The 13,596-nt window shown below is 46.4% G+C and carries 10 protein-coding genes; 6 read left to right on the top strand and 4 right to left on the bottom strand.

The window, feature by feature from the left end; all coding sequences use genetic code 11:
* Positions 1-127 precede the first annotated feature (127 nt).
* Entirely contained in the window at positions 128-670 is a 543-nt protein-coding gene (locus GY843_RS09340) for a hypothetical protein (protein WP_297308880.1), read from the bottom strand.
* Between the two features lie 239 nt (positions 671-909).
* On the opposite strand from GY843_RS09340, the gene GY843_RS09345 reads away from it, so the two are divergent.
* The 4 genes from GY843_RS09345 (at position 910) to GY843_RS09360 (ending at position 6,599) form a co-directional block, all read left to right on the top strand.
* Positions 910-2,406 carry a glutamate-cysteine ligase family protein gene (locus GY843_RS09345; RefSeq protein ID WP_297308881.1) on the top strand — a complete coding sequence of 499 codons (1,497 nt, stop codon included), beginning with the start codon at positions 910-912 and terminating at the stop codon, positions 2,404-2,406.
* Positions 2,407-2,414: 8 nt separating this feature from the next.
* Positions 2,415-3,443: a succinylglutamate desuccinylase/aspartoacylase family protein gene (locus tag GY843_RS09350; RefSeq protein WP_297308883.1), complete on the top strand. Its 1,029-nt coding sequence runs from the start codon at positions 2,415-2,417 to the stop codon at positions 3,441-3,443.
* Between the two features lie 98 nt (positions 3,444-3,541).
* On the top strand, positions 3,542-5,734 hold the full coding sequence (locus GY843_RS09355) for an EAL domain-containing protein (RefSeq protein ID WP_297308886.1): 2,193 nt from the start codon (positions 3,542-3,544) through the stop codon (positions 5,732-5,734).
* A 130-nt stretch (positions 5,735-5,864) separates the two neighbouring features.
* Complete coding sequence (locus GY843_RS09360) at positions 5,865-6,599, top strand: glutathione peroxidase (protein WP_297308887.1); 735 nt, start codon at positions 5,865-5,867, stop codon at positions 6,597-6,599.
* 63 nt (positions 6,600-6,662) lie between these two features.
* On the opposite strand, the gene GY843_RS09365 is transcribed toward GY843_RS09360, so the two are convergent.
* The 3 genes from GY843_RS09365 to GY843_RS09375 all read right to left on the bottom strand — a co-directional run bounded on the left by GY843_RS09365 (position 6,663) and on the right by GY843_RS09375 (position 10,980).
* Complete coding sequence (locus GY843_RS09365; protein ID WP_297308889.1) at positions 6,663-7,499, bottom strand: S1-like domain-containing RNA-binding protein; 837 nt, start codon at positions 7,497-7,499, stop codon at positions 6,663-6,665.
* Between the two features lie 185 nt (positions 7,500-7,684).
* On the bottom strand, positions 7,685-9,025 hold the full coding sequence (locus tag GY843_RS09370; RefSeq protein ID WP_297308892.1) for a DUF1329 domain-containing protein: 1,341 nt from the start codon (positions 9,023-9,025) through the stop codon (positions 7,685-7,687).
* Positions 9,026-9,054: 29 nt separating this feature from the next.
* Entirely contained in the window at positions 9,055-10,980 is a 1,926-nt protein-coding gene (locus tag GY843_RS09375; protein WP_297308894.1) for a DUF1302 domain-containing protein, read from the bottom strand.
* Between the two features lie 279 nt (positions 10,981-11,259).
* On the opposite strand from GY843_RS09375, the gene GY843_RS09380 reads away from it, so the two are divergent.
* Together GY843_RS09380 and GY843_RS09385 are read left to right on the top strand one after the other, a co-directional pair.
* A complete protein-coding gene (locus tag GY843_RS09380) occupies positions 11,260-12,318 on the top strand; it encodes an AraC family transcriptional regulator (RefSeq protein WP_297308896.1) in 1,059 nt (352 codons plus the stop codon).
* A 217-nt stretch (positions 12,319-12,535) separates the two neighbouring features.
* A partial coding sequence (locus GY843_RS09385; RefSeq protein ID WP_297308898.1) for an acyl-CoA dehydrogenase family protein occupies positions 12,536-13,596 on the top strand: 1,061 nt, incomplete at its 3' end.

Consider the following 13,596-nt stretch of genomic DNA (forward strand, 5'->3'; position numbering starts at 1 on the left):
CAATTGCAGGGTTAGAGTGTGTGAATGACTGAAAGTTTCAAATTTTTAGATAAGCATTCATTAACGCGGCTCTTGCCGCTCTCTTGCCGCTCTGACAAAGCTGTAATAGGAAGAACTGCAGTTATAATCAGACTGCAGTTTGGATCAGCTGTGGGAATTCGGTGCCTGGATCGTTTGCAATACGGTCAGATAAGCGATCTTGTAAGCGCTGTTGTAGCTGCTGATCAGGGTTCTGCGGATCCTGTGCAGCAACTTCATCAGGTGAATTGAACGCAGCCGGTGCCTCAGCGAATGATTCTGTCTGCTGAGGTTCGTTTTCTGGGCGATTACGGAAACTTTCTTGAATCTCTAGGGCAGACTCAACATCAATGCCTCGGAAGTTCTCAGCATCTTGGCCTGTCAGTTCAGACAGGAAGCTTTCAATCTGCTGCTGACGAGCTTCCGGAGCCTGCTCGGCATTGTTTGTTTGATTAGTTCGCAGTTCAGGCTGGTTTTGGACCTGCTGAACTTGGCTGGTAGATGGAATCTCTTCAGTACGGGCTACCTGAGATGGTGCTTGCGGTGACAATAGCTGATCCACAGCTGAACCTTGTCGGTTTGAAGATTCCAGACCGCTAGTACGAGGAGCCGCAAACGGCTGTGTCAGACCTAATGAGATGTTGTTTTCCATAGTACTACCACTTACTTCTTACTTTGCTTACAAGTATTCCCGGCTGAAATTCAGCAGAAGGAAACTTCATTATAGCGCATTTTTATGTACGCTTTATGAACAATTGTTCAGAATTGTACCAGAATTGGGCTGTCTTTACTTAGTGGGTGTTTAGATGAATTAGTTCACACTCTAAGGTGGTAGATCTGTCTGCCCCTTACTAATCTTAACTATAAGAGCTAGAAGGGGTTTATGACTGTATGGGACAGGAAATAGCATCGGAAAAATTTTCTGAGCAGGATTATCAGCACTTTCAGGAAAAGTTGCTGGAGAATCTCCAGGGCTTAAAGTGCTTATTATCCCAACCTGATTTTGGAGTTGGCTCTGCCTCCATTGGCGCAGAGCTGGAGTTATATCTTATCGATCAACAAGCACGCCCACTGCTGTTGAATAAAGAGGTTATCTCCCGTTGTGATCATAAGCAGCTGGCGCTTGAGCTGAATCGCTTTAACCTTGAATACAATTTAACCCCTGTCCCTGCCGCTGGAACGCCTTTTACTCGCCTTGAAGAGGAGATGAAGTATGCCATTGAACTGGTCACCTCCCAGTTGCAAGAAGAGCAGGGCAGAGCCCTGCCTATCGGCATTCTACCAACACTGAAACGAAGTGATTTTGGCTTGCAGGTGATGACCGATGAGTCCCGATTTTTTGCTTTAACCAAAGCGTTGCAGCGATTAAGAGGAGGGATGTTTTGTATCAAAATTGATGGCGACCCTCCAATATCCTTACGCTCCAATGATGTAACCCTGGAAGGGGCGAATAGTTCAATGCAGGTTCATTTCAGAGTGAATCCTGAGCGTTTCGCCTGTACCTTTAATGCATTACAGCTGGTTACTCCGGTTGTCTTGGCTCTAGCTGCTAATTCGCCATTTATGCTCGGTCATAAACTATGGCATGAAACACGTATACCGCTATTTAGACAGGCGATTGATGGCCGGTCGCATGATGAGTGTGATCGGGGGCTGCCTTCCAGAGTTGATTTTGGCAATGGTTGGGTAAGAGAGGGTGCTTATGAGCTGTTTGCTGAATCTGTGCGGTTATATGAACCTATTCTGCCTGTAGTAAGTGAGGAGGATGTTGCTTCACTAATAAAGCAGGGGAAAACTCCTAAATTAAACGAGTTGTGTCTACATACGGGTACAGTCTGGCCCTGGAATAGAGCCGTGTACGATTCTCATGATGGCGGGCATGTACGCGTTGAGATGCGGGCGCTTCCTGCCGGGCCTACGCCCTGTGACATGGTTACCAATGCAGCGTTTGCTCTGGGTGTTGCCAAAGGCTTGCAGGAACAGATGGATGAAATTATTCCTGCAATGCCTTTTACAACCTTGGCGCGTAATTTTTATCTTGCCGCAGAGAGAGGGGTTAATGCGGACCTAATGTGGCCTGACCTCAACCGGGTAGGGGGGCTGGTAAAAAAATCGGTGTTGTCTATTGCCGAAGAGATTATCCCTATAGCATACAAGGGACTTAAAGAATTAGGAGTTGATGATAAGGAAGCGGATTATTATCTTGTCATTATGAAGCAACGTATTAATAGCGGAATGACAGGTGCGTTGTGGCAACGCCGTGAGTTCCAGCGTTTAGTTCGTAAGATGCCCGATCATGCTGCGCTTACCCGGATGATGCAGCGTTATATGGATTATTCAGCAGAGAATGTTCCCGTTTCAGAATGGGTCAATCGGGACGAGCGTTAGGTGTACTGATGAAAAAATTGATTAACCCCACACCCGATGAGTTACTGGACAGCGCCGAAGCCTTTATCAAGGAGATGGCTGACGCAGTAATGATCTTTGTGGAAGGGCAACAGGCTGATCGTACCCGGGGTATTGTTACTCTGCTACATGGGAATGAACCATCGGGTTTAAGGGCGTTTCACCGTTGGTTGAAAAGCGGTGAAAAACCGATCTGCAATATTCTTTGTTTTATTCCGGCCATTCCTGCCGCAATTGAAGAACAGATGTTCCGACATAGGGTCTTTCCTGGGCAGAGGGATATGAATCGTTGTTTTTTTCCTCCATTTTCTGATGAACCAGGAAAAATTGCGGAAGAGATCTTGGATATCTTTTCTGATTACCAGCCTGAGTGCATTATCGATATTCACAATACCTCCGGGCACAGCCCTGACTTTGGGGTAGTGGTCTACGAAAACGCTGTTCACGAAGCTTTGGTGTCCTTGTTCTGTGATCGTCTGGTGATTACAGATCTGCGATTAGGAGCATTAATGGAAACCACAAGCCGCCGTTGCCCTGTTGTCACAATAGAGTGTGGTGGTGCACAGGATGATGGATCGGATGGTGTCGCCTGGAAAGGGCTACAGAAATATCTTTATCAGGAACAGGTCATGGAGCTTGAGCATGGGCACCATATGGACCTTTATAGGCATCCGATACGTTTAGAATTGGATCAGGAGTCAGTAGTCGCATACGCAGATAGCTATGTGTTGGGTACCGATCTGACAGTTCCTTCCGAACTGGATAAATGTAACTTTGGGACCGTGGAAAGAGGGCAGCTTATTGGCTGGCTGGGTGGTAGGCAAGGTGCTGATTGCTTGAGGGTGCATGATGCTCATGGTTGTGATGTCCGGGACAAATACTTTGAAGTAAAAGGTAATCAGCTTCTCACAGCACAACGCTTGAAACTGTTTATGATTACCACGAGACCGGATATCGCCCTAAGTGATTGCTTGCTGTATGCCGCAGCCGAAACTGAACATGAAGTTCTGGATACTTGATGCATAGAATCTCCGGGAATAAAGCCCTGCTGTTCGGGTGTTTTTCTGTAATATAAAACTGTTACTATGGTCTTAAATTTGGCAGCTGTTGAGTGTAGATGTTTCATCGGATCTTTAAGCAACTAACAGGGCGCCCATTCAGTTTTGCTTTGGCATTATTCTGTTTTGTCCTTTTTCTCTCAGGGTTATTTATTAATCATGAGTTTTCGCGTATCCGAGAAAATATCAAGCATGAAGCCTTTGTAAATCTGCTCACACTTGGAGCCAGACTTGAAGGTGAAATTAACTCTCACTTAGTTGTACTTCGCGGGCTTAAAGCGGAAATAGCCATCAACTCGGATATCACTCAAAGCGAATTTGAAAGTCTCGCGCAAGAGTACCTCCAATCCCAGTTAAGCATCAGCCATCTGGGCTTAGCGCCGGACCTCGTTATTACCAATATCTATCCACTGCAAGGCAATGAGCGAGCCTTAGGTCTGGACTACCGGACTGTGCCTCAGCAGATGGCTGTAATTCAGGAAGCCATCGATAAGAATGAGATCATTATTGCCGGTCCGGTGAAGTTAGTTCAGGGCAATACTGCACTTGTTGTACGTGTGCCTGTATTTATTGGCGAAAACCGAGATCAGTTGTGGGGGGTAATAACAGGGGTTATCCGTGACCAGATGCTTTTTGAACAGGCTGGTATTGCAGAAAACCTCTGGGGATTGAATATCGCGATCCGTGGACATAATGGTCTGGGTGAAGAGGGCGATGTTTTTTATGGATCTGAAAAAACATTTACCGCTGATGCGGTAATGGTTGATGTGATACTTCCGTCAGGTCGCTGGCAGATTGCTGCCAGTTCCAATAACGGTTGGCAGGTAGATCAAAGTCATTATTTCTCATATTGGTTTGTTGCAATACTGGTCAGCCTTGTAATAGCCATGGCGAGTTATCTAATCTCTACCAACTACCGTGAGAAATTAATTGCCATAGAAACGGCTAATTACCGTGCTAACTACGATGGTTTGACCAATCTCTCCAATAGATACCATTTTACGCAGCAGTTAAAAGCTACGATTCACGAGCATCAACGCCATCAACATAAGTTTGCCCTGTTCTTCATCGATCTTGATTATTTCAAAGAGGTGAATGATAACTGGGGGCACCATGCGGGGGATGAGTTATTACGCCTGTTTGCTGATCGCATGAGTAGCATTGTGCGTAGTGATGATCTGTTGGCCCGTCTGGCGGGTGATGAATTTGTTATTGTGCTCAAAGACATTGAAACGGCCACTCAAGCGGAACTATTGGCAGAAAAGCTGCAGATGGAACTGGGTGAGCCTTACCCTATCCAGGGGCGGCATCTTTCAGTAACCCATAGCCTTGGCATCGCAATATTTCCAGAAGATGGACAAGATTTGGAAGCTTTGCTGCAGAATGCCGACAGAGCGATGTACGAGGCTAAACGTGCAGGGAAAAATCGTATCTTCTTCTTCAACGAGCAGTTGAGTCAGGAGGTGAAACGCCACGTCCAGGTCCACAATGAGATTCTCGATGGATTACGCCATGGTGAGTTTGAACTCTATTTCCAGCCGATTATGGATCTGGAGCAGCAAAGTATCTCTAAATGCGAGGCCCTTGTTCGCTGGAACCATCCTAAGAAGGGGCTCGTCTCTCCGATAGAGTTTATTCCGATTGCTGAACACACGGGGGCTATCTGCAATCTAGGGGATTGGATCCTCGAAGAAACCTGCCATTTGTTGAACAAAATGGCTGAGAAAGGTGTTGATGTTCAGGTATCAATCAACCGCTCTGTTGCTGAGTTTCAGGGGAGAAATGTTGATCAGCGCTGGTTAAACACGTTGAAAAAATATCATATAGATACCAGCAGAGTCGTGTTTGAGATTACTGAATCCTTGTTAATGGGTGGTGTGGAAAGTCAGTTGGAGAAGATAAACACTCTGCGTGCTAGTGGTATTGCATTCTCTATCGATGATTTTGGTACTGGCTATTCTGCTATCAACTATCTACGCCACTATCCTGTAGATTATCTTAAGATTGACCGAAGTTTTGTCAAAGATGTCATGGATGATGAACAGGACAGAACGCTGGTGGAAGTGATTATAAAAATGGGCCAGACCCTCGGCATTAAAGTGGTTGCAGAAGGGGTAGAAGATCAAGCGCAATTGGACCTTCTAAGTTCATATGGCTGTGATTTCATACAAGGCTACCATTTGGGTAAGCCGATGCCATTCGATCAGTTTCTCTCTTTCTGCCTGGTATATTCCCCTTTAGAAACAGCCTGACTATTATAAATAGTTTTTCTTAATCGATTTGTTGGTTTTATTTAATTTCTCTTATTTTGTTCCGGTTTGTATAGTTATTCCAACAGCGTCAGGGAACGCTAACCAGACAACGATACTGAGGAATTAGATCATGTTAGAGAATCGCGAAGGCCAGAATGTTCCACAAGTTACTTTCCACACTCGTCAGGGTAACGACTGGGTGGATGTAACATCAGATCAGTTATTCAAAGGGAAGAATGTGATTGTTTTCGCGCTGCCGGGGGCCTTCACACCAACTTGCTCCAGCACACACCTGCCACGCTATAACGAGCTGGCACCGGTATTTGCCGAGAATGGTGTTGATGACATTATCTGTTTGTCGGTGAACGATACATTCGTGATGAATGCTTGGGCAGAAGATCAGAAGGCTGAAAATATCACGTTCCTGCCAGATGGTAATGGTGAGTTCAGTGAAGCGATGGGTATGTTAGTCGATAAGCAGGATCTGGGCTTCGGTAAGCGTACATGGCGTTACTCTATGCTGGTGAAAGATGGTGTGATCGATAAGATGTTTATCGAGCCAGATCTGCCAGGCGACCCGTTCCAGGTTTCTGATGGAGACACAATGTTGGATTACATCAATCCAAATGCAGTGCAGCCGAAACGTGTAACCGTTATCAGTAAGCCGGGCTGCCCACACTGTACACGTGCCAAAAATGCGTTAGCGCAAAATGGTTACAAGTACGAAGAGATTGAACTGGGTAGCAACGGTGTTAGCTTCAGTTCACTGCAAGCAGTAACAGGTCGTGGCACTACACCACAGGTTTTCGTTGATGGGGAGTTGATTGGGAGTGCAGATGAGTTGGAAGCTTGGATTGCTAGCTAACCTTCCATAGATAGAAACTTGAATGGGGACAGATTTAAATCTGTCCCCTGTTTTCTTCGTGCTCTAATCCTTCAAGCGTATTCCACCGGGTTCTGTTGTAATCTTTCCTTGCTTCAGCAGGGCTCCAACAGCCATCTTGAACGCTTTCTTACTGATGCCAAAATATTTATAGATCAGTTCCGGAGATGACTTGTCATTGATGGTGATATAACCATCCTGCTCATTGAGCATATTCAGAATCTCACCTGCAGTATCTACTACCTTGCCGTAACCTTGCTTTTGCATTGACAGATTGATCTTGCCATCTGGGCGAACTTCTTTGATATAACCCTTAAACTTCTGACCAGGATATACGGTTTTCAGCAAATCACTTTTGAAAAGCATGCCCCAGTGCTGGTGGTTAACAATTGCTTTTTGGCCTAAGTCCGTACGGTTTGCAATGACCAGCTGCACCTCTTCACCCTGCTTATAGCGGGGAGGAGTGTTATCCAGAAACTTATCAATCTTTGTCGAAGCGACAATACGATTGGTGTTTTTATCAATATAGAGGCGCACCAGATAACGCTTGCCAACTTCTACAGGGCGCTGACGCTGCTCGCTGAAAGGTAAAAGAACGTCCTTAGATAGCCCCCAATCTAGAAAAGCACCGACATCATTAACCGCTGTTACCTTAAGCATCGCGAACTCATCAACGATGGCATACGGCTTTTCTGTTGTGGCAATCAGATAGTCTTCAGTATCCAGATGAACAAAAACGCGAATGGAATCGCCTATCTCCAGATCTTCAGGGCAGTAGCGTTTTGGTAAAAGGATTTCGCCCAGTTCACCTGCATCCAGATAAACACCAAAATCTTTCTTTCTAGTAACTTCAAGAGTGTTGTACTTGCCGATCTCGGCCATGGGGAAACCTATTACTGAAGGGTGGAGAATCTGCTTATTATCCTCGCCTCTGAAGAATTAGGAAAGAGTAATTAGGAAAGAGGAATTAGGAAAGCTCAAAATAGAAAAGCCCGCGATGCAGAACATCGCGGGACATATTTGCTGGTTTCTTTACCATCTTGCTGGATCTGATTCCTTTCAGGATCCTATTTTCCCAGGCGACGAATTGCCTGTGGAGTAAAATCTTTATGTTTGAAGCGTCCGGTAAAGTCGAAGCCATTACCCTCTTCATTGGTCAGGCTACCTACCAGATAGCGGCCAGACTGAAGGTCATACAGTGCTTCTGCAGTAAGCCATGGCACATTTGCATCGCGATACTGGAACTGGTGAGCTTCACCTACTCGCCATAGCTCACCACGGCCGTCGTAGTGATCAACTACAGCGATCTGCCAGGTATCTTCATCAATATAGAAGGTGCGCTTAGCATAGATGTGGCGCTCACCTTCTTTCAGAGTTGCTTCCACTTTCCATACGCGGTGCAGTTCGTAACGAGTAAGCTCTGGGTTCATATGACCCGGCTTAAGGATGTCCTCATACTTGAGTCCACGATCAGCCAGTTTGAAGCTGTTGTACGGGATGTACAGTTCCTGTTTACCAACCAGATTCCAGTTGTAACGATCAGGCGCACCGTTGAACAGGTCAAGGTTATCTGTTGTACGCTGATCATCACTTGCTGTACCCGGAGCATCATAAGCAATCTGAGGAGCACGACGAACACGGCGCTGACCTGCGTTGTATGTCCATGCCTGGCGTGGCTGAGTTACCTGATTAATGGTTTCATGAACAAGTAGCACGTTACCTGTGAGTCGGGCAGGTGCTTTAACCTGTTGTACAAAGTAGAACAGAATGTTCTCATCCTTCTCTGGATTTGCGCCACCTTCAAGGTGAGTTGGCCAGGACATTTTTTCGTTGATCTTCACTGGCGTGAAGCTGCCATTAGCCTGAACTGGAACTTGCACAAACGTACGCTCTAGGGAGCCACCACGGTAACGAGTCATATGGTTCCAGATCACTTCCAGACCATTCGCAGGAACTGGGAATGGAATAGCCGTTGCAAAACCACTCAGGCCATTGCCATCGTCCGTAAGATTCGCTGAAGTCGCATTCGCTTTTGCCGCGTCATAAACTTCCTGCGGCATTGCTGCGGTTCGGTGCGATGGGTAAACAGGAATACTGAAAGTGTCGTATTTCTTCAGCATCGCCATCTGGCCCGGAGTTAGATTAGCTTTGTACTGATCCGCATTAGCAGCAGTAATTGTGAATAGCGGTGTTTCGCTGGCAAACGGGTTAGTGTAGCGGTCACCGGCTCCTGTTAAACCGCCATTCCATGCCGGAATGGAACCGTCAGCGTTACCCGCTTTTTCAGCGCCTACTGGTGTCAAACTGGTGCCTAATTTGGCCGCTTCTTCTGCTGTCGTTGCTGCATACAAAGAGCTAGAGGCAACAACTAGTGCAGTACTCAGCAGCAATTTTTTAGTGTTAAACATTGATGATCTCTCCATCTGTCTGCTGATAATTAAAATGAAACGCTTGCGCTGAGTGAGATAAAGTCACGGTCTTCAAGGGAGTTGAACTTGCCACCAAAGTAATCGGTGTAAGACAGTGAAACGCTATATTTATTCAGATAATCAGCTGTTAGGCTCAGGCCCAGAGTCTTTTCATCTTCATTGAATGCAGGACCTGGCTGTGGACCATAACCATCAATACCATGTCTGAAACTGATCTGTGGTGAAAGATTTACACCAGCAAACGCATTCGGATAAGTCAGATTCGCACGCAGCACATAACCAACGGAGTCCTGAGTTACAAAACCTTCAGTATCTCCAGCTGCGTAACCGAAGGCGCCGTTACGGCCATACTTAAGCGCATTAGCGTCTTCATCTAGTCCGTGGACATGAGTCCATGCTAGTTCACCAATCAATGCTAAACGGCTAGCACCCAGCACTTGGTCATAGAATTTTATAAAGCTGGTTTGTACCTGAGTTACATCTAGCTCACTGTAGCCATAGATTGTTCCACCGGTACCCGCATCGGCTACCAATTTGTCGGCAGCAGCATTACCAGAACCACCTGCGTATTGCTGCAGAATAGCGGCTACCAGTAGCGGACCATTGATCTGAATAGGTACATCACGTTTGTGACTGATCTCACCAGACCAGGCAATATCTCCAATGTTGGTATTAAAACTCATACCAATCATCTCGATATCTTCCGGATAACTGATGAAATAAGTGGTATCTACCAGTGTACTGATACCTGCTATCTGGCCTGCCTGTGCGGCAGCTGCCTGTGCTTGTGCCAGAGAGCCTCCTGCACCCAAGACTGCTGCAGCTGCTGCATTACCTGCGCCGACAGCTGTGGCCCCAAATGTTGCTAAATCTGTTTGGGTATTAACAGCACTGGTGACAGGAAGGCGGCTATGATACTTAGAAAAGTAGAAGCCAAATTCTGTGTCGTTTAAGTTCTCTGCGAAATAGCGCGCGGAGATGCCAAACTGACCATCATCGTCAGCCTCTCTTCTGCCTTCTTCATTCCGGTAGATCACTGGGTCAAAACCAAGAACAGCAGAGGAGGTGCCAGGGTTGAAATACTGTTGGTCATTCAGAGGTAGTGGTATGCGAATACCATTACAGCCTTCTGCCGCAAAATCTATATTAGAGAAGTAAGTACCACAGCCATCAACTGCAGTAGGTTCCCACTCAATCTGGTAGAAACCTTCCACGCTTAGGTTGTCAGTAACACCCAGGGATGCAAATGCCATATTTACCGGCAGTAAGCCCTCTTTAACTTCAGCACCTGGGCGGCGGAAAGCGTTAACATCAAATGGGTTGATTGAGTTAAGACCGCCCTGAACAAAGGTGCTCTCACCCCAGTTTACTACCTGACGACCCAGGCGAACGTCGAGTGGCTTCTCGCCGATATCAAATGCACCGAAGAAATATGCATCCAAAACTTCAAAGCCTGAGAATTTGGAGAAATCATTAAAATCAGAATCATCTAACTCTGTGTCGGGGGTGTAGCCGTTAGGTGAGTGACCATGGGAGCGAGATCCATTATCAAGTTCGGCATCGTACCAGTATTTAGCTCGACCAAAGAAACCGATGTTATCTTTTCTCAGTTCCAGATCATGTACGCCCTTTACTATTTGGGTGAACGTTTCGCCTTTGGTAAAGTTCTGGTTTCCATCATCATAGCTGCCTGAACCTGAGCTGTTGCCACCATTTGGCACAGAAATCAGGTCAGACGAAGGGTCATCCATTCTCCAGCTGGCACCTACGGAAATTTGGGAGTCGAAACGTCCCTCTATCTCACCAAGGTTAAATTCGATTGCATTTGCATAGCTGCAGCTGAGCGCGCTGCCAACAAGAATTGGAAGTACCCGACGTTTGAACATCGGATGGTGGATTTTGTTGCGTTGCAAAACCCGTTTTTTTATTGCCATTTCGTTCACCTAGCCATAGTTATTTTTGTAAGTGGCGCATGAATCACTAAATCCAGAATAGACCGATCTCAGGGTAAATCCTAGAGAAAACCGGTTTTAGGGGCTCTGAACCCATGATTGGCAATAATATTCTAATTGTCTGCAAAAACCCTCAATAACAATAGCCGCCAATATTATTAACAAAATTGTTCTCGCGGGCTTGATTAATATGACAAATCCGTTCAAGAATAAAAGAGGGAAATGCGTTTCATTGATTAAACAACCTCAGGAAACTGAATTATGGAACGTAAAATTACAGTGCCGACGGGTTATGTCCGTCATCTGCTGCAGTTAGTTGAAGAGCAGGGCTTTAGTGTTGATGAGCTGCTCAACTATGTCGGGATAGACCCGAAAGAGATTGATACCCAGACAGACTTTCCTGCGGATAAGTTTGGTCTGCTGTATCAACGTATTTATTACATCGCGCAAGATGAATACTTTGGCATGTTGAGTGGCGGTAAGTTACCTAACGGTACTTTCCGTATGATGTGTCACTGTCTTATTCACTGCACTACTCTGGAAAAAGCGATCTATCGCGCTAGTGATTTTCATGAGATCTGCCGTGGAACTCAGGTTAAACCATTTCTGGTGCGTAAGGGGCGCTATGCAAAAGTTTCCTTTACCACAACCGATGCGTCTGGCACGACGATGGAGGAGCTGCTAGAAGGTGAATCCCATGCCAGGATCAGAACCTCGCTGTCGATGTGGCACCATTTCCTCTGCTGGTTGTTGGGCACGCGCCTTGATTTGAAAGCCGCTTACTTCACATTTTCAGAGCCGGATGATGTGGCGCAGTATAAAACACTGTTTCAGTCCGAAGTGAAGTTCGATCAGCATGACAATGCGATGATTTTTCCTGCCCGTTATCTGGATTACCCCATCGTCCAGACACCGGAAACGCTACGTAGCTTCCTTAAAACAGCACCCTATCAGCTCATTGTCATGGTGGATGATGATACCAGCCTGAAATCGCAGGTTGTTGCGCTGATCGGTAAAGACTTCAGTCAGGAGTTGCCGAGCGCTGAGGATGTGGCCTTCAGACTGCATATGTCAGTATCTACGCTACGTAGACGCCTGCTTGAAGAAGATACCTCCTACCAGAAAATCAAGGATGAGTGCCGTAAGATGGCTGCCTTGAATTATATGAATTCTCCACAGTTGTCTATCAACGATGTGGCAGGTCTGATGGGTTTTGATGAGCCCTCAGCATTCTTCCGATCTTTCAAAAAATGGACCGGAATGACACCCGGTGAATATCGTCGTAGTGACACCTATTGCCAGCAACTTGAAAGTTCCTGATGCTCTGCTAAGCCTTTAAATATGGTGATGTTTTGCTGTCGTGATTTTTTTTGTCATTGATTGAGGTTTGAATTGTTATTGTTTGAGAGGCGCTCTGAATGGATTATGTTTGGAGCATTTCCCAAATGTTCTAAAAATAAGAAAACGCAAAGTCCGTAGTTATTAATTGGTTATTAAGTAGTTATGAGGCTTTGCCGAGTACGGAGCAACAATAGCGATGAGTGAGTATCGTTTTCCCTATCAGGATGCGCTGTTTGTCCTGAATGAATTAGTAGACCTTGAACAGATCTGTCATAACGCAGGCCTGGACGAGTTTGCTGAAGGTCTTGGCGAAGCTGTGCTGGATGAGGCCGCTAAGCTGGGTGGTGAACAGCTGGCACCGCTGAACCGGGTTGGTGATCAGCAGGGTGCGACGATTTCTGACAACAGTGTGCAGCAAACCGAAGGCTTTTCTGAGGTTTATCAGCAATTTTGTGAAGGTGGCTGGCCCTCTTTAGCAGGTAATCCTGAATTTGGTGGTCAAGGGCTACCCGTTTCTCTAGCGGTAGCAGTCAATGAGGTCTGGCAGTCCGCCAATATGGGTTGGTCGCTCTGCCCACTGCTAACTCAGGGCTCTATCGAAGCGATCGAGGCTCATGGCTCTGAGCAACTCCAGCAAACTTATTTGCCAAAACTGATCAGTGGTGAGTGGACCGGAACCATGAACCTTACCGAGCCTGATGCGGGTACGGATCTCGCTGCGCTGAAGACCAGAGCTGTCCCTGAAGGCGATCACTACCGAATTACAGGTCAGAAGATCTTTATTACCTGGGGTGATCATCAGATGACGGAAAATATTGTTCATCTGGTACTGGCCCGTTTACCTGATGCTCCTGCCGGTGTGAAAGGCATCTCCCTTTTTGTTGTTCCTAAGTTCCTGCTGGATGAAAACGGCAATACTACCGATCAGCGTAATGATGCATTCCCCGTGGCGTTGGAACATAAGCTGGGCATCCATGGCAGTCCGACCTGCGTGATGAGTTTTGGTGATAACGAGGGTGCTATTGGTTATCTGGTAGGTGAAGAGAACAACGGTTTGGCTTGCATGTTCACTATGATGAACGATGCGCGTCAGGGGGTAGGTCTGCAAGGACTATCGATCTCAGAACGTGCTTATCAGCAGGCGCTGGAGTACGCCAAAGAGCGTATTCAGGGGACTCTACGTGATGGGTCCCGTATCAGCATTATCAAACACCCCGATGTACGTCGCATGTTGCTGCAGATGAAGTCTGCAACTCA

It is taken from the genome of Neptuniibacter sp. (genome assembly GCF_024231755.1).
Classification (GTDB): domain Bacteria; phylum Pseudomonadota; class Gammaproteobacteria; order Pseudomonadales; family Balneatricaceae; genus Neptuniibacter.

Excerpts from the sequence above, each read along its gene's own strand:
- GY843_RS09345 (WP_297308881.1), top strand. The coding sequence starts at position 910 with ATGGGACAGGAAATAGCATCGGAAAAATTTTCTGAGCAGGATTATCAG.
- GY843_RS09340 (WP_297308880.1), bottom strand. The coding sequence starts at position 670 with ATGGAAAACAACATCTCATTAGGTCTGACACAGCCGTTTGCGGCTCCT.
- GY843_RS09365 (WP_297308889.1), bottom strand. The coding sequence starts at position 7,499 with ATGGCCGAGATCGGCAAGTACAACACTCTTGAAGTTACTAGAAAGAAA.
- GY843_RS09360 (WP_297308887.1), top strand. The coding sequence starts at position 5,865 with ATGTTAGAGAATCGCGAAGGCCAGAATGTTCCACAAGTTACTTTCCAC.
- GY843_RS09375 (WP_297308894.1), bottom strand. The coding sequence starts at position 10,980 with ATGGCAATAAAAAAACGGGTTTTGCAACGCAACAAAATCCACCATCCG.
- GY843_RS09380 (WP_297308896.1), top strand. The coding sequence starts at position 11,260 with ATGGAACGTAAAATTACAGTGCCGACGGGTTATGTCCGTCATCTGCTG.
- GY843_RS09370 (WP_297308892.1), bottom strand. The coding sequence starts at position 9,025 with ATGTTTAACACTAAAAAATTGCTGCTGAGTACTGCACTAGTTGTTGCC.
- GY843_RS09350 (WP_297308883.1), top strand. The coding sequence starts at position 2,415 with ATGAAAAAATTGATTAACCCCACACCCGATGAGTTACTGGACAGCGCC.
- GY843_RS09355 (WP_297308886.1), top strand. The coding sequence starts at position 3,542 with ATGTTTCATCGGATCTTTAAGCAACTAACAGGGCGCCCATTCAGTTTT.